Below are 19,311 nucleotides of genomic sequence, written 5' to 3' on the forward strand. Positions count from 1 at the left end.
CCGCGCGGGTCAGGCGCGGATGCGGCGAATAGCGCTGCGCCACAACGCCTGCTGCGCGCCCGTGAGGGTGCGTACCAGGGTTCCGCTGTGGCGCAGGTCTCCGAGCAGGCGGACCTGGTCGATCAACGCCGAGCGGCGCATCGCGGGCGCGACCTTGTCTGGGTGGCCTGCGTCGAAGGGCGGTCGGGGGTCGTATTCGATGGCGAGTTGAATCGCCTCGGCGCGCTCCTCGCCGAACATCTCGCCGACCAACCACAGCGCCAGGTCGATACCCGCCGAGACACCCGCGGCCGTGGCGATGCGGTCGCCGACCACGAATCGTTCGCCGCGCTTGGGCACGGCCCCGAGCAGGCCGAGCGCGCGCTGCGCCGCCCAATGCGTCGTGGCGGACCGGCCATCGAGCAGACCCGCCGCCGCAAGCACGAGCGCACCCGTGCACACCGAGGTGGTCCATTCGCTGGTTTCGTGCACGGCGCGCAACCAGTTCAGCACCCGCTCGTCCGCGGCGACGGCGGTCGCGGCCGGGCCGCCCGGTACCACGACCAGCCGCGGGGCCGGTGTCTCCTCGAAGGTGTGGGTGACCCCGAGCGCGAGCGCGCCGCTGTCGGTGATGACCGGACCGATCTCGGGCCCGACGAAGCGGACTTCCGCGCCCGGCGCGAAACGCAACACCTCGTACGGTCCGATCGCGTCGAGCGCCGTCATGCCCGGATACAACACCACCGCGATCTGAAATGCCGACACAGCTACCCCCTCTTCCCGACGAACCGCCCCTGAGACGAACCACCGCAACGGTAACACCGACAGCACCGAGCGCCTACGTCATAGTGATTATCGGTTCATGAGTCTATTTCCTGTTGACCTGCTGTGTTTCTGCTGTATGTTTATCAATATTCGGCGATCGATGAAGGCCCGACTCCTGGTGCCCCCAGCGCGGACGTTCGATCGCCGATCTCCGAACGGCTCGGCGCGGCGCATCCCGCCTCGCCGCCGCGGCGAGCCGAACGGCGAACCGTGTGGCCCCGAAGCGACCGAGCCTCGGGGCCACACGGAACGGCCGCCGCGCTCGGTCGCGCGCACCTCTCGACCCGTTCGACGCAGCGCGACCTGGGCAAATCACGGCGGGCGCGAAGTCGTTACGATGTCCGGCATGAGTGTCGACAATCGCCGTACGGCGCGAAAGGCAGTCAGCGGCGACTCGGCACCACGGGAGATCAAGCGACGGCCGAAGAATCGGCGCGCGCAGATCGCCGCGGCGTCCGCAGCCGCTTTCGGCGCCCTCGGCTATCACGGCGTGAGCATGGAGGACATCGCCTCCGGGCTCGGGATCAGCTCGGCCGCGCTGTATCGGCACTATCCGAGCAAGTACGCGCTGTTCCGCGAGGAGCTCCTGCGGGTCGGGCGGGCGATGACCGAGTCGGTCCAGCTGCCCGCCGACGCCGCCGAACTCTCCCCCGAGCAGCGGCTGCACGTCGTGCTCGACGCGCTGATCGGCGCCACCATCGAGAACCGCCCGAGCGTCACGCTGGTTCGCTGGGAGGGCCGCTACCTCGAGCCGGAGGACCAGAAGACCCTCGCCGAGCAGCAGGCCACCGTCCTCGACGCGCTCGGCACCGAATTGCGTGGGCTGCGCCCCGAACTCGGCGATGACGACGTCCGGGTCTTGCGCGCCGCACTGCTGAGCGCCATCACGAGCATCGCCGATCACCACGCCGCGTTGCCCGCGAAAGCCCTTGCCCGGCTGCTCAGCTCGGCCTGCTGGTCGGTGGCGAACACCGAGCTGCCGCCCGCCGCGGCCGAACCGGAACCGACGGCGGCGGTGGAGATCCCGGAGTCGTTCAAGCACGAGCTGTTGCTGCACAAGGCGGTCGAGCTCTTCCACGACCGCGGCTACCCCAATGTGAGCGTCGAGGAGATCGCCAGCGCCGCAGGGCTTTCCGCGGCGTCGGCGGTCTACCGCTTCTACCGCGGCAAGAGCGATCTGCTGGCCGCCGCGTTCCGCAGAGCCGCCGAACGCGTGTCGGCCGCGATCGGCCCCGCCGTCGCGGCGTCCGACGGACCGGAATCCGCGCTCACCACACTGATCGAGTACTACGTCTCTGGCTCGTTCGCCGAGCGCGCCCTCACCTTCGTGTATTTCACCGAGTTCCAACATGTTCCAGCCGAGGAACGCACCGTCCTGCGCAATATCCAACGACTCAGCGTCGAGGAGTGGGCCAAGCTGCTGCGCGAGGTGCGACCGGAGCTCTCGCCCGCCGAGGCGCGCTTCCTGATCCACGCGGCCTTCGCGCTCGTCATCGATCTCGGCCGCGCGTTCGGCAGCGACCCGATCGCCGCGCAGGACCGGGTGCGACTGCTGATGCAGGTCGCGTTGTTCGGCCGTCCGGCACAGGGCTGAAACCACCGCGCACAGGGAGCCAAGGACCCGGGCCGCGCTCGGTAATGTTACCGAACATTCTGGCCCGCATCGTTATAATCGTCGCCGTTAACGCCGGTGTTACTACTTGTTTGTGATCTATCATTCAGTTTGATTCCGGCCTGCGAAAGCCGGGTTTACCGAGCATCCGTTTGGGTTAGCATCGCCGCATGGATGCGCGGAAGGGCGGCGCCCGCCGGGAGGCGGCGAGCGGTGAGAACGCACGGGCGATCCGGCGTCGGCCGCGAAACCGGCGAGCGCAGATCGCGGCGACCTCCGCCGAGGCCTTCGGCGCCCTCGGCTACCACGGCGTCAGCATGGAAGAGATCGCATCCCGGCTCGACATCAGCTCCACCGCGCTGTATCGCCACTACCCCAGCAAGTACGCGCTGTTCCGTGAGGAGGCGCTGCGGCTGAGCGCGCTCTGCGCGGAGGCGGTGCAGCTGCCCGACGACTTGGCCGACGCCGACGCGTATCGCAGGCTCGAGCACATCATCGACACGCTCATCGAGAGGTCGATCACCAACCGTCGCGGCGCGGCGCTGCTGCGGTGGCAGAGCCGCTACCTCGAGCAGGACGACTACCGGATTTTGATCGACCAGCTGATCGAGGCGTATCGGGTGGTCGGCGCGTTGCTCGCCGAGGCACGGCCCGAACTCGCGCGCGCGGACAGCCTCGTTCTGGCCACCGCCGTGCTCAGCGTCATCGGCAGCATTTCCGATCACCACGTGTCCATCCCGGTGCGGTCGCTGACCAAGCTGCTGCGCACGGCATGCATGGACGTCGTCCGCTGCGACCTGCCGCCGGTCGGCGACTCGCCAACCACCGAGGGGGCCACCGAGGTCCCGCTCCGGTTCAAGCACGAGCTGCTGCTGCGGCGCGCCATCGAACTGTTCCACGAGCGCGGCTATCCGAACGTCAGCGTGGAGGACATCGCCAATGCCGCCGAGCTGCCCGCTTCCTCGGCCGTCTACCGCTTCTACCGGAGCAAGGGCGATCTGCTCGCCGCCGCGTTTCGCCGTGCGGCGGACCGCGTTTCGGCCGCCATCGGTCCAGCCATCGCCGCCTCCGACGGCGACCCGGAGCGCGCGCTCACCAGGCTCATCGAGCTGTACGTGGCCGGTTCGTTCGCCGAGCGGGAACTGACCTTCGTCTATTACGCCGAGATCAGCAACGTGCCGCAGGAAGACCGCACGGTGCTGCGAAACATCCAGCGGCTCAACGTCGAAGAGTGGGCCAAGCTCGTCGTCGGGGTGCGCCCCGAGCTGTCCGCCGCCGAGTCGCGGGTGCTGGTGCACGCCGCTTTCGCGTTGGTCGTCGACCTAGGTCAGTGGTTGGGCCCGGACAATCCGTCCAGCTCGCAGGCGCGGGTCGTCCACCTGATGCAGGTCATCCTGTTCGGCAGGCCAGCGGCCCGCTGAACCGACGAAACCTACTGCTGCGGAGCCGGAACCAGCGGCGAATTCACCATGTTCACCAACCACTTACCGTCCACCTTGGCCATGCGCATCACCATGGACAGCTGGCCGGGCGCGGGCTTGCCCTGGGTGCCGACGCTGGTGATGGTCTGGCCGATCACCACGATCGCCTCGGCCGAGGTCTCGTCGCCGGTCTTCACCGCGCACTGCACGTCGTTGGTCTTGGAGACCACCTCGCCTTGGGACAGTACCTCTTTCAGCTCACGGCTGGTGTCGTCGAACTGCTTCTTCCAGTCGCCGGTCGCGCCGTCCAACACCGCGGTGAAGTAGGCGTCGAGGTTCTTCGCGTCGTAGTTGGCGAGCACGGGCGCGTACGCGCAGGCCGCCGCCCTTGCCTCCTCGTGGGCCGCCAGCAGGGCCTCGTTGTCCTTGTTCTGCACGAAGAAGTATCCGGTCGAGGCGAGCGCGCCGCCCAGCAGGACGGCCACCGCGGCACGTGCCGCGACGAGCCCTTTGGCACCGCCTGGTATCCCCAGACGGCCGCGCCAACTAGGCTTCGCCGCAGCGCTTTTCGCATCCGCGGCAGCTACGGCCATGGTCACGCCCTGCGCCGACTCGCCGACCGCCGCAGCATCCTTCGCATCCGCGCCAGCCCGACCGGCAGCGCCTCCGCTCGTCGCATCGACCTCCGCATCCGGGGAGGACTTGTCGGTGGACGAGGCAGGCGCCTCGGCACCAGCGGACCCGCCGCCCGCCGCAGCACGCTCCGCAACGGGCGCGGCGCCTTTGTCGACATCGTTGTCACTCATGGCTTTTCCTTTCTATCGCCCGGGAACGGGTCGGGACAGTTCGTTTCCGGTCACACCCGGCGGCGGGCCGGAGCCGTTGTCGGGCACATTGGGCCGCGGCGCGTTGGCCGAACCGCGCACCTGTAGAGCTGGATTGCTCGTGACGCAGTAGTTGTAGAGCCGCACCCTGGTGTCGGTGGTGGCCAGCGTCGGCACGACGGGGATCGTCTCGTAGTCGCAGGTCGGCCGCGGCCAGGGGTCGACGAGGGTATGGAAGGCGCCGTCGTGTGCCGGGACGCCGATCGCCTCGGTGCCGGTGCGCAGCGCGGGGAACAACGCCGCGATGGCGGGCTGGCGCAGCTTCGCCGACTTGGTGATGGCGACGAAGTTCGTCACCAGGTTGGTCACCGGGTCCTCGGTCTCGGCGACGAAGCCGCCCAGCGTCGCCAGCTGGCCGGGCGCCAGGTCGAGGAAGCGCCGGACCTCCTGGTCGGCGGCGGTCAGCTGTTCGAACAGCGCGCCCGCGCCGGTGGTGAGGGTCGTCAGGTCGGGCTGGGCGTGCGAGGTGGTCTCCGCGATGATCTCGAGGTTCTCGATCAATTGCCTGGTCTGTGGCAGCAGGTCGTTGAGTCCCGCCATGGCTCTGCTGATTCCGGAGATCATGTTGCGCAAGCGATCCGGGCCGCCGGCCAACGCCTTGTCCAGCTCGTCGACGATCACGGTGAGCCGCTGCGGGTTCAGTCCGCCGATCATGCCGCTCACGTTCGCCAGCACGGACTGCACCGAGACCGGCGCCGCGGTGCGGGACACCGGCACCACATCGCCGTCACCGAGGTAGGGACCGGTGTCCGAGTCCGGCCGGAAATCCAGGTACTGCTCCCCCGCGGCGGAGAGGCGGCCGACCGCGACGGTGCCGCCGACCGGGATGCGCGCGCCGGACTGGATTTCGGCGATGGCCTCGATACCGACGTCCGCCACCCGGACCTCGCGCACCAGGCCGACCCTGGTGCCGCGGAAGGTGACGTCGTTGTTCGCCAGCAACCCGCCGGAGGTCTGCAACTGCACGGTGACCAGATACGTGTTCGGCACCGGGTTGAAGCGTAGCACCTGCGAACTCAGGTAGACCGAGCCCGCGACCAGCACGAGTACCAGGCCGATGTTGGCGACCGCGATCCGCTTGCGTACCAGGTAATTCCAGAGCGGAATGTTCATCGTCCGCCCTCCGTGCGCGGCGGGCTGGTGAGCCTGCCGATCACCTTTTCGATGACCTGCGCGAGGCTGCCGATGAAGGCGGGCACGTCACCGAGTTCCGGCGGACGGCTGCCGCTCGGATCGGTCAGCGCGCCGATGCTGAGATACGAAACCGTCGCCGCGACCGACAGATTCGGTCCGTCGAACGACGCCATGACGGACGGATACATTTGATCGAAACGCTCCAACGCCAGTCCCAATTCCTCGCCCATCTGGGTGAAGCCGGACATCAGCCGCTGGATGCTGTCGAAGAGGCCGACGAACTCCGGACCGGTGGTCTCGGTGAAATCGCCGAGCGCCGACATGGTCACCGACACCTTGCCGATCAATGCCGAAATGTCCCTGTTGTTCTCGGCGAACAGGCCGAGCAGTGCGGGAAAGGTGTCGGCGGCCGCGCCGAGTTCGGCTTTGCGCGCGGCCAATTCGCCGGTCAGCAGGTTGACGCCGGAGAGCACGCTGTCGATGTCCGCGGTGCGCCGGTTCAACGCGTCGATGGCGCTGCTCAATTCGATGAGCAGGTGCGACAGTTGCGGCGCCCGCCCCGCGAACATCGAGTTCATCTCGGCGGTGATCTTGGCCGCCTGATTGAGCCCGCCGCCGTTGAGCAGCATGGAGATCGAGACCATCAGCTGCTCCACCGACGCGCCCGCCGAGGTGTGTTCGGTGCCGATGGTGTCGCCCGGACGCAGCATCTCCGTGCTGTCCTGCGCGGCGGGCAGGGTCATGGCGACGAAGATGTCGCCGAGCGGGGTCGCCTGTCGCAATTCCGCGGTGGTGCCGCGCGGTAGCCGGATGTCCTCGCGGATCTCCATTTCCACGTCGGCGAGGAAGTTCGTGGTGCTGATCGCGGTCACCACGCCGATGTCGGTGCCGCCGATCTTCACGTGCGCGCGATCCGGCAGGTTGAGCGCGTCGCGGAACGCGGCGTGAATCTTGTATCCGGGTGCGCCGATGCCCGGCTTGGGCAGCGGCACGTTGTCCACGGTCACCGCGCAACCGGTCGTCGCGCCGATGCTCGCGGCGACCAACCCGGCCGCGATGGAACGGCGCAACGCCGCCTTCGTCCTCATTTCGTGATCCCCAGCAGTGCGGCGGTGAGACCGAAATCCGGTCCCATGTCTTGGATCTTTCCGGTGCGACAGCCGTCCAGCCGCAGCTGAATCCGCTCACAGAACAGCGCGAGCGCCTCGCCGTCCAGCACGGCCTTGTCGAGCAGGCCGTGCAGTCGGACGGCCTGGTGCTCGCGGCTCATCGCGTTGGTGATGTTCTCGAAGAACAGCGGTGTGACGTCGATGATCTCGGTGAGCTGACGCGAGTTCGCGCGCATCTGCTCGGTGATGGCGACGAAGCGAGTGAGGGCGCCCGCCAACTGGTCTCGGTTCTGTCCGACAACCGTCGAGGTGTTGTTCACGAAATCGTTGAGCTGGGTCAGCACCGCGTGCAGACCGGGCGACTGCTCGCCCATCAAACGCACCAATTCGGTGAGCCTGCCACTGAAGTCGCGCACCGTCTGATCGTTGGACGCGATCACCTGGGTGATCTCGTTGAGTTCGATGATGGTGTTGGCGATCTGGTCCTTGTTGGCCAAGGTCACCTCGAAAGCGGCGGAGAGGGAGTCGAGCGTCTCCCGCAATCGGTCGCCGTTGCCGTCGAGCAGGGGGAACAGCACCCGGCTGGCCATTGGGCCACTCTCGTTGTCGCCTTTCAGCGCCGCACCGAGCTGGTCGAAGTTCTCCAGGATCCGGTCCAGTTCGACCGGTGTTCTGGTGCGCGCGAGCGGGATGTGCGCGCCGTCGGCGAGGGTCGGGCCGCCGGTGTAGGCCGGGGCCAGCTCGACGTGCCGGTTGGTGATCAGCTGCGGTGAGACCAGCGCGGCGATGGCATCGGCGGGCACCTGCACGTCCTTGTCGATGGACATGGTGACCTCGACGTAGCTGCCGCGCGCGGTCACGGTGTCGACCCGGCCCACCGGAACACCGAGAACGGCCACCTCGTTGCCCGCGTACAGGCCCGCCACGTTCTCGAAATCCGCGCTGATCCGCAATTGTTCACCGAGATATCGGCCGGGTAGCGAACTCACGCTCTCGGGCAGCAGCGAACAGCCGCTGCTCACCGCCGCCACCACGCACAGGGCGGCCAGCTTCAGGACTCCACGAATCGTCATCAGTTGCACCCCGGTACCGCTTGCGCGAAACACAGCCAGTTGTCCGGGAGAAACCACGGCGCCCAGACCTCGCCGTACGGCCCGTTGCCGAGCGCGTTGTTGAACTGCCGCATGGCCACCGGCATGATCTCGTACAGCCGGTCCAGGTTCTCCCGGTTCTTCTCCAGCCCCTCGGTCATGGTGTTGAGGTTCTGGATGAGCGGCCCGAGCTGGTCGTTGTTCTCGATGCCCATCTCCTGGAGCAGGGCCGACAGCGCCGCGACGTTGTCGAGCAGCTGGCGCAGCAGGTCCTGGCGCAGCGCGACCGCGTTGCCGATCGCCTCGCCGCGGGTGAGCAGCAGCAGCACGCTGTTCTGGTTGTCGGCGACCAGCTGCGAGACCTCGTCCATGCTCTTCAGCAGCAGGTCGACCTCGTCGCGGCGATCGTTGATCACCTTGGCCAGCGCGCCGATGCTGTCCAGCGCGGCGACGGTCAGCTGCGGCGAGTCGCCCATCTGCTGGTCGAACACGTCCAGCGCCTGGCGCAGCTTGTCCGGATCGATCCGCTCGATCCGCTCGAAGGATGACTTGTACTGCGGGTCCTGGATGACCTTGCCGAGGTTGTACGGAACCGATGTGTTGGACAGCCGGATGATGTTGTCCGGCAATCCCTTCCCGTCGCCCGGAGTCAGTTCGATGTGCAGCCTGCCCAGGATGGTCGACATCTTTATCGCGGCCCGCGCGTTCGGGCCGAGCCGCAGATCGCGGCGCACGCGCAGGTCGACGACCACCTTGTCGCCGTCCAGCCGCACCGCGCGGACCTGACCGACCTCGATGCCCGACACGTCGACCGTCGCACCCGGCCGCAGTCCCGCCGCCTGGGCGAACTCGGCCTTGATCGTCTTGTCCGACAGCCGCGCCTCGGACACCACGCTGGAGCCGACCAGCAGCAGCGCTACGAAGGCCGCCGCGAGCACGCCGAGCCAGAGGTAGCGGTTCGCCGAATACCTCGGCAACCGAATCCGCGCCATCATCGGCACACCTCCGATTGGGATTCGCCGCCGACCTGCGAGAACAGACCCGGCGAGAGCAGTACGCCCCACAGCGAGACGTCGAGGCGGCAGATGTAGGCGTTGCCGTAGGCACCGTAGCTGGTGAAGCGGGCCAGCGCGTTGAGCAGCGTCGGGAATTGCACGGCGGCCTTGTCCAGTGCGGCGCCGTTGAGCAGCAGCATGGCGATGCCGGTGGTGGCGTCGTTCTGCGCCCCGGCCAAGTCGGGCTGTACCTGGGCGATGAGAGAGACCAGTGAGTCGGTGGATTTCGCCACCAAATCGACGGACTGCTTCAGCGACTCACCTTCGGCGTAGAGCGCCTCGACGAGGGCCCTGGACTGGGCGATGAGCGTCTCCAATTCGGCTGAGCGATTGGCCAATCCGGCGATCACGCTGCTCAGGTTGGTGATCACGTCGCCGAGGATGCGATCGCGCTGGCCGAAGGTGCTTGCCAGATCGGCGGCCTGGGTGATCAGGGTGCTCAAGGAGACGCCGTCGCCTTGCAAGGCCTGAATCAGCGTCTCCGACAGCGAGTTCACCTGATCGGGTTGCAGCACGCTGAACAGCGGCTCGAAACCGGAGAGCAGCGCCGAGACGTCGAAGGACGGTTCGGTGTTGTCCAGTGAGATATGACCGCCAGGCCGAAGCGGCTCGCCCTCGTCCTTGCCGGGAACTAGCGCGATATATCGCTGACCGATCAGGTTCTGATATCGCACAAGCGCTTTGGTCGAGGTGGTGAGCCGCTGACGGTCCTGGATGCGGAAATCGATGACCGCCTTGTAGTCGTCGTCGAAATCGATCCGGTCGACCCGGCCGACTCGCACGCCCGCCATCCGGACGTCGTCACCGACCCGCACGCCCATCACGTCGGAGAAGGTCGCGGAGTAGGTGTGCGTGTCGCCGGGAACCGAGCGCTGCAAGGTCGACCAGATGGTGTAGGTCAGCGTGATGGCCAGCACGGCGAAGAAGCCGAAGCCCGCGAGGGCCTTTCCGGATTTCATCTAGTTGCCCCCTTCGGTGTCGTACACGGTCACCGACCCGCCCGCCAGCAGCGGCGTCAGCAGCAGGAGCTGCGCGGCGGTCGGTTGGCCGCCGACGATCGCCGCGACTCCGGCGTGCCCGCGGCCGCCCGCGATCGGGCGAGCTGCCGGGGCGCCCGCGGCGGGCACGGTGATTCCGGGAATCACCGGCAGTCCGGGAATGGGGAGTCCGGGAATCGCGGGCAGGGTCGGGAGGCCCGGAAGTGCGGGAGTCGCTTCGAGTCCCGGGAGAGCGAGCGTCGGCCGCGGTCCCGCGGCGTCGAGCCAGCGCGGCCGCAACTGGGCCGGGTACTCCTGCTCCGGCGCGACTTCCGGCACCGTCGGACCGCCGCAACGCGGGCCCGTGAGGTAACCGTAGGACGGGCAGTCCGCGGCGGTGTACTGCTGGAAGGGCGTGAAGCTGACGTCCATCTTCCACACCATCTGGCGGCTCGGGCCGAAGTGGAACACGGTGGCCAGCTTCGCCAGCGAGGCGTTGAGGTTGCGCGCGGTGTCCGGGATGGCCTGCGGGTCTTGGGCCAAGCTGCCGAACAGCTCGTCCAAGCCGGGTACGAGATCCTTTGCCGCGTCCGGGTTTCGGGCGAACAAGGAATTGACCGAGTCGATGGTGCTGCTCGCGTTGGCCAGCAGCGCTATCAGGTTGTCACGGCGCTCGGTGAGCGTTCGGGCCGTCGTGACCGACTCGGCGAGCACGCCGACCAGGTCGGGCGCCGACTTGCTGAGTTCCGTTGTGGCCCTGCCGAGATCGCCGAGCAGCTCGCCGACACCGGGGATCGCGCGCACTTCCGTGACCCAGCGGTCCAGCCGCTCGATCGTCGAACCCGGCACGCGCGCGGCGGGATCGAGCGCGGCGGCAAGAGTCGCCAGTACCCGGCCCAGCTTCTCGGGCTGGATGTTGTCGAGCACGTCGCGCAGCACGGTGAGCGTGGTCTGCAACTGCATCGTCGACGTGCTGGTGTCCTCCGGGATCACCGCACCGGCGGCGAGTTTCGCGCCCGCCGAGCCGTTGTCGACGAGTTCGATCGCGGTGACGCCGAACAGGTTGTTGGGCACCACGCGCGCCGTGACACCGGCCGGAATCGTCGGAGCGACGGCAGGTTTCAGGTGGATCTCGGCGCGCTGCCGTTCCCCCTTGGCGACCACCTCGACGGCCGCGACCGTGCCGACCACCATGCCGCGGAACTTCACGTCGGCGCGCGATGGCAGACCATCGCCGGTGCTGGTCAGCTCGGCAGTCACCCGGACCTTGTCCTCGAAGAAGCCGTTGTAGCGCAGCATCAGCAGGCCGAGCAATATCGCGGTGGCCGTCAGCATGGCCAGACCGGACAGGGAGAGCTGGCGGGCGCTCGGCCCGCGGCCACTGGGATCGAGAAGCATGCGCGGCCCCTATCCCGAGATCCGGAAGCCGGGGTCGATGCCCCAAATGGCCAGTGTCATGAACAGATTCGCGAAAACCATCACGACGATCACCATCTTGATCGCCTGACCGGCCGCGACGCCGACGCCCTCCGGCCCGCCCGAGGCGACATAGCCGTAGTAGCACTGGATGAACGTCGCGAGCAGCACGAAGACGACGACTTTGAGCAGCGAGAAGAAGACATCGGTCCCGATGAGGAATTGGAAGAAGTAGTGGTCGTAGGTGCCCGCGGAGGTACCGCCGAGGAAGAGCACCGAGAGCTTGGTGGCCAGGTATGCCACCGCGAGGCCCACCGTGTAGAGCGGGACGATGGTCAGCGTGGACGCGATCATCCTGGTGCTCACCAGATACGGAAGTGGCCGGATGGCAATGGATTCCAGTGCATCGATCTCCTCGGAGATCCGCATCGCGCCGAGTTGCGCGGTGAACCGGCAGCCGGCCTGGATGGCGAAGGCCAGCGTAGCCAGGATCGGAGCGAGTTCACGCGTGGTGGCGAATCCCGAGATCGCGCCGGTCAGCGGACCCATGGTGAGCAGGTTGAGTGCGGTGAACGATTCCATGCCGACGGTGATGCCGCCGAAGGCGCACAGGATGATCACCACGCCCACGGTGCCGCCGCCGACGACGAGCGAGCCGTTGCCCCACCCGACATCGGCGGTCAGCCGCAGCACTTCCTTGCGATAGTGCTTGAGCACGAACGGAATCGCGCCAAGCGCCTGGAAGAACGTGATGGCTTGGTGACCGAGTCGCTGATTGGCCCGGTACGGCACGGCGACCGCGGTGCCGACCGCCCGGAATGGTCTCAGGGCGGGCGGGGTGTACTTCGTGCCCACCTCAGATCACCTTCGTCGGGAACAGCGTGTTGTACAGCTGGGTGAGAATGATGTTGGTGGCGAAGAGCATCAGCGCCGAGGTGACGACCGCGGAGTTCACCGCGTTCGCGACACCGCCGGGGCCGCCCTTGGCGTGCAGCCCGATGTCACAGGCGATGATCGCGGTGAGCGCGCCGAAGATGGCGGCTTTGACCAGCGCGACGATGAGATCGTTGGCCACCGCGAAGGACGCGAACGAGCCGATGAACGAACCCGGCGTGCCGGATTGGGCGTAGACGTTGAACATGTAGGCCGTCGCGAAACCGACGAACACGATGAACCCGCACAGCAGCATGCTGACCAGCACCGCCGCCACCAGGCGCGGCGCGACCAGCCTGCGCACCGGATCGACGCCCATCACCATCATGGCGTCGATCTCCTCGCGGATGGTGCGCGAGCCGAGGTCGGCGCAGATCGCCGAGCCGACCGCGCCCGCGATCATCAGCGAGGTGACCAGCGGCGCACCCTGCCGGATGATGCCGAGTCCGGCGACCGCGCCGATGAACGTCGTCGCGCCGACCTGATTCACCAGCGCTCCGACCTGAATCGAGACGACGACGGCGATCGGGATCGCGACGAACACCGTCGGCGCCGCGGAGACGCTCGACATGAAGGCGCACTGCCGGATGAACTCGTGGTACGGGAAACGCCGGGCGACGATCGCGCGGATCAGTTCGATGACCGCGTCGCGCCCGAGCATCACCTGCCTGCCGAGGGTTTCCAGCGACCGCTGCGGATGACGCCGCCACAGCCCCTTCAGGTCCTCGACGGCCTGCTCCAGATCGGTGCGCTCCGGAGACTCCCCCGGTTCGATCCGACCCGGAGGTCGTTCGATGGTTGTCACGGTGCCCGAGTCCTTTCTCGGCCTTCTTTCGCTCACTTCGCCGACCGGTAACGGTGACCCCTTCGAGGGCGCGGAGCGTGTGAAGTGTCGCACGGAGATAGTGGGCGACACAAGTCACATGTGAATAAGAATTCTCAATATTTCCGAGGGTATTGGCCCAACGGGACGAGCTGGGTTCGATTACCGAGTAGGCGCGTCACCTGCGAAGAAATCGAGGTTATCGCCGTACTGCCGTGCCCATGTCAGACACTCGACGCCAGAGAAGTGACCAGACAATCACATCCATTCCGAACACCCATCCGCGTCACGTCCGGTCAGCGCCGAGCAGGTGAATCCGCTCACGGCAGGGGCCCATGTGCGTAGACGGCACACGAGCAACCCGGCCTTATCCGTTGGCAGGTACTCACGCAGAGAACCACCCCTGGGCAGGTACACCCGCCCCCGCCACCAGCCCGTAGCCGACGACGGCGACGCCCGCGGCGACGGCGCTCAGCACCGCGACCCAAAGCCCGTAGCGCAGAATCGGATTCACTTTCATCCGCCCACCGAGAATCTTGACGCCGATCACCAAGATGTCGATGAGCCACACCAGGATCATCATCAGGTCATGCACACATTCGAGAAGGTGAGCACCGGCCAGCACACGATCGATCCGAGGAACGAGACCACCACGTCGATGCCGTGCATCTCACGCAGGTGACTCGTGTGGGTCAGCGTCCAGACGACTCCGACCAGCCCGTAGGGGATTCCGAGGATGATGAGCGTCCCGAAGAACTCGGAGACCTTCATCTCGTAGCTGAATATTCGATCCAGCCTCTTGAGCATGTACGTCGCATCCTTTCCTGCGCCAGCCGAACCCCGTCGAGGTCGCCCACGCGTACCGAAGGAGATCGCAACGTCGCGGGCGCACCCGACCGCTGAGATCCGGTCCGGCATGGTCCCGTATGTTACGCACGATTCATGACAGGACGGAAGACTTTCACCGATATTTCCGGTCAGAACACGACCACACTTCCACCGCCTCGGACCGTCTCGAAACTGGGCAAATCCCGGACAAAGCGCACTCTTGCATGGCGGAATGATCGGTAACATAATCGACGGATGGGCGATCACACCCCGCCCCCGACACCGCCTCGGCCTCCGGGAGGTCGAACGATGAAAGCACTCAACAGGATTCTCAGCGTGGAGATGACGGTCTTCGAGTTCCTCGGCTGGCTGTTCCTCGCCGGATTCCTGTTCGGCACCGGACGATCCACCGCCGCGCGGGTCGCGCGGCTGGTCCGGACCACGAGGAACACAACGGAAGGACTCCGATGACCGCGGTCGCCCACTTCTCGTACCAGAACGAACCGGCGCCACTGACCAAGGAGCAGACGCGCATCCCCATCAGCTCCGCGCACCGCCCGTTCACCAAGCGGCCGATCAAACTGGCCGACGCGCTGGACTTCTGGTCCTTCGCCGGCGCCGCGGCCAACGTGGCGATGCAGATGGCGAGGCCCGGCGTGGGTTACGGCGTCGCGGAGAGCAAGGTGGAATCCGGTGCGCTGATGAAGCATCCGTGGAAGCGCGCACGCACCACCACCCAGTACCTGGCGGTGGCGATCCTCGGCACCGAGGAAGAGCGCATGGCCTACCGCAAGGCAGTCGACTCGGTGCACCGCCACGTGCGGTCCGAGCCGGGGGCCCCGGTGAAGTACAACGCGTTCGACCGCAACCTCCAATTGTGGGTCGCCGCATGCCTTTACATCGGCTTCGAGGACACCTACCAGCTGCTGCAAGGCAAGATGAACGACGAGCAGGCCGAAGCCTTCTACGCCTCGTCGTCGACTCTGGGCACCACGCTTCAGGTCACCGAGGACATGTGGCCCAAGACGCGCGCCGAGTTCGACGTCTACTGGAACCAGGCGTGCCGCCAGGCCGTACTCGACGATTACGTGCGCGCCTACGTCGACGATCTGCTGAATCTGCGCATGATCCACTGGTACCTGCGCCTGCCGTTCCGAAACCTGCTGAAGTTCTTGACGATCGGCTTCCTCGCGCCGTACTTCCGCGAGCAGATGCGGTTGGAGTGGACCGCCGCCGATCAGCGCCGCTTCGAGCACCTTTTCGTGTTCGTCGGCTTCGTCAACCGGTTCATCCCGCGGTTCCTGCGGCACGGCGGCAGCCACGCGCTGATGGTCGATCTACGCCGCCGGATCCGCAAGGAGAAGAACCTGGTCTGAGAGGTTGGGCGCCCATCGTCGACATCGAGCCGTCCGCTCACGGGCATCGCGACGATTCCCCTGGCGGCGGTGGGTTTCAGCTGACGCTGGACTGCGCGCAATGCGAGCTTGTCCGGTTTCTCATGGGCACAGTGCGTGTTCGAGCATGCCGATGAGGTCGGGTTCGGTCTCCGGGGCCTTCGTGAGGGCGACGGTGATCGCGCGCCCGTCGACGGTCGCACCGGATACCGTGTAGTAGCCATAGATTCCGCCGCTGTGGCCGAAGTACTCAGCACCGCAAGGTAATTGGATCGATCCAAGGCCGAGTCCGTAGACCATTCCCGATTCCTGGTCGCTGGGCACACCATCGCGCATCTGCTGGAGCTCCGCGGCCTCCAACACCCGGCCCGCGAGCAGCGCGCCGTAGAAGCGGTTCAGGTCCGTGCCCGACGAGACCAGGGCGCCCGACGCCCACGGGATGGACGGCTCGATGCGGGAGACGTCGGTGACGACGCCGTTCAGCGTGGCGTAACCCGCGGGGTGCGGGCCGCGGATGTCGCGCTCACCAGCGCCGGGCAGGTACGTGTCGGCGAGGCCGAGGGGTTTCAGGATGCGCCGTTCCAACTCCGCCGCGTACGGAGCTCCGGTCACCCGCTCGATCAACATCCCGGCGACCAGGTAGTTCGAATTGCTGTACTCGTAGCGCTCGCCCGGCACGAACACCGCCCGCCCGCCGTTGATGATCGCGATGCCTTCCGCGGGTGTCATCGTGCGGTTCTCGACTCCCGCGCGGTATTCGTCGACGCGCGGGTCGTCCGCGAAGTCCGGTAGACCGCTCTGGTGGCGCAGGATCTGCCGGACCGTGATGGCGCGTCCATCGATGCCGTCGCCGCGCAGCAGACCGGGCAGGTAGGTGTCGATCGGTTCGTCGAGGCGCACCTTCCCCTCCGCGACCAGTTGCAGCACGAGGGCGCTGGTGAAGGTCTTGGTGATGCTGCCGACGCGGGTCTGTTGTGCGGGTTGGGTGGGGATCGGCGCCGCGGTGCCCAGGTCCGCCACCCCGGCCGTACGGACCACGGTCTCCCCGTTCTCGGTGACCGTCGCGATCGCCCCGGTGACCCCGGCCCCCACCACCCGGTCGATGTCCGCCTGCACAGCCTCGAGCCGAGCATCCGACACCCCGGCCGACTCCGTCCGGCTGTCACTCGCACACCCCGCGGTGAGCAGTGCCACCGCGGAAGCGGCCACGACGATCGATACCAGACGCATACCTCGACGGTAGGCACGTCCGGTGCCCCGCACATCCGGGACCACCCCGATATCCCCCTCAGCCCCGAGGATCATTTCCGCGCCGAACCAGCCCGGCTCCGGTGTTCATGGCGCCACGCCTCGAGTGTCGTGCTGTTGTTCGACCGGTCGATGAACACAGGCGCGCCTGTTCCCCTCCGCCAGGGGCGGCCTGTGGGCTGGAACCGCGACTTCGAGTGGGCGCCGGTGGCGGTCGAGGTCGCTTCCACCCGCACGACTTCTCCGACGTCGAAGTCTGCTGGGAGTGTTACTGACAGACGCGATCGACGGCATCCGTTGCCGCGCAGACGACTACATCGAATAACCGTCGGCGCGGGTATCGGGAACTATGCGTCCCGCCGCGACCAAAGTTCGGAAGGCGGCTCCTTTGCGGGCGCAAGCATCTGCCCGGCAACCGCGGTGTTGCTGCATTGCGCGGTGCGCTTCGGAGACCGTGAAAGGTGTTGTGGGAGCGCGGTGTCCGGCTGCGGAGCGGGGGTCGCCGACGCAGGTTCCGATGATGCCGATGAGGGAGACGACCAGACCGCAACCGGTCAGGATGGACAGCGTCGAGTACATCGGATCACTTGTCTACGGCGCGCCGGAAGCAGTAGGCGGAGGCGGCTAGGTACTGGCGGCAGCCGCTGCCGTGGCCGGCGTGGACGGAGAGGATGAATCTCGCCTTGTCGTAGTCCAGGACCTGCGGTTCTGCTGCGCAGTCACGACTTTGGACAAGCCACAGTTCGCGCAAGTCCGAATGCGGTACGTTCATCGTCCACCTCCGCGGAGTTCAGTGCACCCGGCGCCGGGAGCGCCGGCGGAACCGCGCTCGAAGCGGCTGGATCATGACCGCGTCGGGACCGTGCGCCGGGTTCCGGAGAGTGGGCGCCCCCATAGGGTCTGGGCACAACCCCGGCGCCGGGTGCCAATACAGACTGCGCGTTGCGATTGGGTACATAACAGTCCGGAATGCGATAAATGCGAGTAATTTTCGAGTGAATCGGCCTGATGCGAGGAAGCGGGTCCTATGGTTGAGGTCGACTGGACGGGCGAGGACGTGCTTGCCCTTCGCACGGCGATGAAGCGGAGTCGTTACGAGTTCGCACGTTTGGTGGGCGTTACCCCGCGCACCGTGGTCTTGTGGGAGAACGGCCGGACAACCCGGATGCACGCCGCAAGCCGTCGACTACTCGATCGAGTGCTGTCCGAGGCCGATTCAGTCGTCGTCACGCGATTCGAGCGGGCGATCAAGGCGGGTCGCGAAGCGGCAGGCCACACCGACGATGCGAGCGCGGCGCTCGATCGGACAATCAAGCTCGGTAGGGACAAAGCGCAGGCCGGACCGGAGGTTCGGTCGACGCCGATCGGGCTCGACGAGGAAGTCGAGGATGACGACGTGAGAAGGCGGGAAATGCTGGCCTGCATCGGCGCAGGTCTGGCGGGACACGCTGCCGAACTCTTGGCAAGCGAACCGGAGCGGATGCTCGCGACCCTGGACGCCGGGTCGATGAGCGAGCGCAGGCTCGGTTTCCTGGAAGAATCCACTGCGGCGCTGGGCAAGCACGTCGTCCAGGTGCCGCCGCACGAGCTGCTGCAAGGCACGCTCGACCAGTTCCGCACGGTGCGAGCATGTCTCGGCGAGCGCCAGGCCACCCACCACCAGATCCGGCTGGTTCGCACCGCAGGACGACTGGCCAACGTGGTCGGCGAGATCTTGTTCAACGAAGGGCATTTCGGCCAAGCGCGGTTGTGGTATGCCACCGCCATCCACGCCGCACAGGACATCGGCGACCGCTACTCGGAGGACATCGCGCTCGCCGGACTGGCCTACCTGCCCACCTACAGCGACAAACCGAGGGAAGTGCTGCGCCTGCTCGATCCTCGCCTCGCGCAGGACCCGGCGACCGGCGCGGCCGCCGCCTGGCTCTGGGGCATGGCGGCGCGCGCGCACGCCGATCTCGGCGACGAACGCCACTTCGCCCACTGCATCGACAAATCCGCGCGGGCGCTGGACACCGTCGCGACCGAGGAGCTGCCGATCGGCATCTTCTCGTTCCGACCGGAGAAGCTCGCCTTCTACCGCGCCATCGGATACGCCAGGCTCGGCAAGCCCGACGAGACGGCCACCGCCGCGGCACAAGCCATCTCGCTGTACGACCCGAGCGAGACGATGGAACCCGCGCTGGTGCGCTTCGAACACGCGACCGCACTGCTCGCCTCCGGCGAAGTGGACGAAGCCTGCGCCGTCGCCACCGCCGCCATCACCAACGCGCGCACCTATGTCGGGCTAACGGTCACCAAGCGCGCCAAGCGATTCGACTCGGCGCTGCTGAACGGCAGCGGGCGCGCGGTGAGCGAGTGGCGGCAGCGGGCCAGGGAGGTCGTCGACGCCCAGCGGGTGGACGTGTAGTCGCGCGGGGTGCGGTGATCCAGTCGACCCGCCGCGATGAAGGTCACCCTGGGTCGGTCCGCCCTGGGCACGCAGGTCGGGGAGGAAGGTGACCTCCAGGCGGTCTGGCGGGCCGAAGGTGCCCTTCGTCCCGCCCCCCCCCCACCCCCGGGGGGGGGGGGGGGAGGGCCCA

At 67.1% G+C, this 19,311-nt stretch carries 18 protein-coding genes; 5 read left to right on the forward strand and 13 right to left on the reverse strand.

Annotated elements, in window-relative coordinates; genetic code table 11:
- Positions 1-9: 9 nt before the first annotated feature.
- A complete protein-coding gene (locus ABZV58_RS23040) occupies positions 10-744 on the reverse strand; it encodes a DJ-1/PfpI family protein (protein ID WP_355002190.1) in 735 nt (244 codons plus the stop codon).
- A gap of 406 nt (positions 745-1,150) precedes the next feature.
- Between ABZV58_RS23040 and ABZV58_RS23045 the strand changes: the two genes are divergently transcribed.
- The gene (locus tag ABZV58_RS23045) at positions 1,151-2,398 is read left to right on the forward strand and encodes a TetR/AcrR family transcriptional regulator (protein WP_355002191.1); all 1,248 of its coding nucleotides are present in this window, start codon (positions 1,151-1,153) and stop codon (positions 2,396-2,398) included.
- Positions 2,399-2,586: 188 nt separating this feature from the next.
- Complete coding sequence (locus ABZV58_RS23050) at positions 2,587-3,837, forward strand: TetR family transcriptional regulator (protein WP_355002192.1); 1,251 nt, start codon at positions 2,587-2,589, stop codon at positions 3,835-3,837.
- 11 nt (positions 3,838-3,848) lie between these two features.
- Here the strand turns inward: ABZV58_RS23050 and ABZV58_RS23055 are convergent, their stop codons facing one another.
- From ABZV58_RS23055 to ABZV58_RS23105, 11 genes are all read right to left on the reverse strand, one after another.
- Entirely contained in the window at positions 3,849-4,643 is a 795-nt protein-coding gene (locus ABZV58_RS23055) for a hypothetical protein (RefSeq protein ID WP_355002193.1), read from the reverse strand.
- A gap of 12 nt (positions 4,644-4,655) precedes the next feature.
- Positions 4,656-5,834 (reverse strand): MCE family protein, encoded by a 1,179-nt coding sequence (locus ABZV58_RS23060; RefSeq protein ID WP_355002194.1) that lies wholly within the window; start codon positions 5,832-5,834, stop codon positions 4,656-4,658.
- The gene (locus tag ABZV58_RS23065; RefSeq protein ID WP_355002195.1) at positions 5,831-6,943 is read right to left on the reverse strand and encodes an MCE family protein; all 1,113 of its coding nucleotides are present in this window, start codon (positions 6,941-6,943) and stop codon (positions 5,831-5,833) included. Before ABZV58_RS23065 ends, ABZV58_RS23060 begins: the two co-directional genes overlap by 4 nt.
- Positions 6,940-8,037 carry an MCE family protein gene (locus ABZV58_RS23070; protein ID WP_355002196.1) on the reverse strand — a complete coding sequence of 366 codons (1,098 nt, stop codon included), beginning with the start codon at positions 8,035-8,037 and terminating at the stop codon, positions 6,940-6,942. Before ABZV58_RS23070 ends, ABZV58_RS23065 begins: the two co-directional genes overlap by 4 nt.
- The gene (locus ABZV58_RS23075; protein WP_355002229.1) at positions 8,037-9,047 is read right to left on the reverse strand and encodes an MCE family protein; all 1,011 of its coding nucleotides are present in this window, start codon (positions 9,045-9,047) and stop codon (positions 8,037-8,039) included. The genes ABZV58_RS23070 and ABZV58_RS23075 overlap by 1 nt, the downstream gene beginning before the upstream one ends.
- Positions 9,047-10,069, reverse strand: coding sequence for an MlaD family protein (locus ABZV58_RS23080; RefSeq protein ID WP_355002197.1), 1,023 nt, complete (start codon positions 10,067-10,069; stop codon positions 9,047-9,049). Before ABZV58_RS23080 ends, ABZV58_RS23075 begins: the two co-directional genes overlap by 1 nt.
- Entirely contained in the window at positions 10,070-11,485 is a 1,416-nt protein-coding gene (locus tag ABZV58_RS23085) for an MCE family protein (protein WP_355002198.1), read from the reverse strand.
- A gap of 9 nt (positions 11,486-11,494) precedes the next feature.
- The gene (locus ABZV58_RS23090) at positions 11,495-12,358 is read right to left on the reverse strand and encodes an ABC transporter permease (RefSeq protein WP_355002199.1); all 864 of its coding nucleotides are present in this window, start codon (positions 12,356-12,358) and stop codon (positions 11,495-11,497) included.
- A gap of 1 nt (position 12,359) precedes the next feature.
- The gene (locus ABZV58_RS23095; RefSeq protein WP_355002230.1) at positions 12,360-13,211 is read right to left on the reverse strand and encodes an ABC transporter permease; all 852 of its coding nucleotides are present in this window, start codon (positions 13,209-13,211) and stop codon (positions 12,360-12,362) included.
- 433 nt (positions 13,212-13,644) lie between these two features.
- On the reverse strand, positions 13,645-13,842 hold the full coding sequence (locus tag ABZV58_RS23100; protein WP_355002231.1) for a hypothetical protein: 198 nt from the start codon (positions 13,840-13,842) through the stop codon (positions 13,645-13,647).
- Entirely contained in the window at positions 13,842-14,066 is a 225-nt protein-coding gene (locus ABZV58_RS23105; RefSeq protein WP_355002200.1) for a hypothetical protein, read from the reverse strand. The genes ABZV58_RS23100 and ABZV58_RS23105 overlap by 1 nt, the downstream gene beginning before the upstream one ends.
- 330 nt (positions 14,067-14,396) lie before the next feature.
- On the opposite strand from ABZV58_RS23105, the gene ABZV58_RS23110 reads away from it, so the two are divergent.
- Both ABZV58_RS23110 and ABZV58_RS23115 read left to right on the forward strand, forming a co-directional pair.
- On the forward strand, positions 14,397-14,558 hold the full coding sequence (locus ABZV58_RS23110) for a hypothetical protein (RefSeq protein ID WP_355002201.1): 162 nt from the start codon (positions 14,397-14,399) through the stop codon (positions 14,556-14,558).
- Positions 14,555-15,463, forward strand: coding sequence for an oxygenase MpaB family protein (locus tag ABZV58_RS23115; protein WP_355002202.1), 909 nt, complete (start codon positions 14,555-14,557; stop codon positions 15,461-15,463). Before ABZV58_RS23110 ends, ABZV58_RS23115 begins: the two co-directional genes overlap by 4 nt.
- Before the next feature lie 120 nt (positions 15,464-15,583).
- Here the strand turns inward: ABZV58_RS23115 and ABZV58_RS23120 are convergent, their stop codons facing one another.
- A complete protein-coding gene (locus ABZV58_RS23120; RefSeq protein ID WP_355002203.1) occupies positions 15,584-16,711 on the reverse strand; it encodes a serine hydrolase domain-containing protein in 1,128 nt (375 codons plus the stop codon).
- Positions 16,712-17,756: 1,045 nt separating this feature from the next.
- On the opposite strand from ABZV58_RS23120, the gene ABZV58_RS23125 reads away from it, so the two are divergent.
- The gene (locus ABZV58_RS23125) at positions 17,757-19,139 is read left to right on the forward strand and encodes a hypothetical protein (RefSeq protein ID WP_355002204.1); all 1,383 of its coding nucleotides are present in this window, start codon (positions 17,757-17,759) and stop codon (positions 19,137-19,139) included.
- Positions 19,140-19,311: the final 172 nt, after the last annotated feature.

Origin of the sequence: Nocardia sp. NPDC004654, from assembly GCF_040609595.1 — a bacterium.
Taxonomy (GTDB): domain Bacteria; phylum Actinomycetota; class Actinomycetes; order Mycobacteriales; family Mycobacteriaceae; genus Nocardia.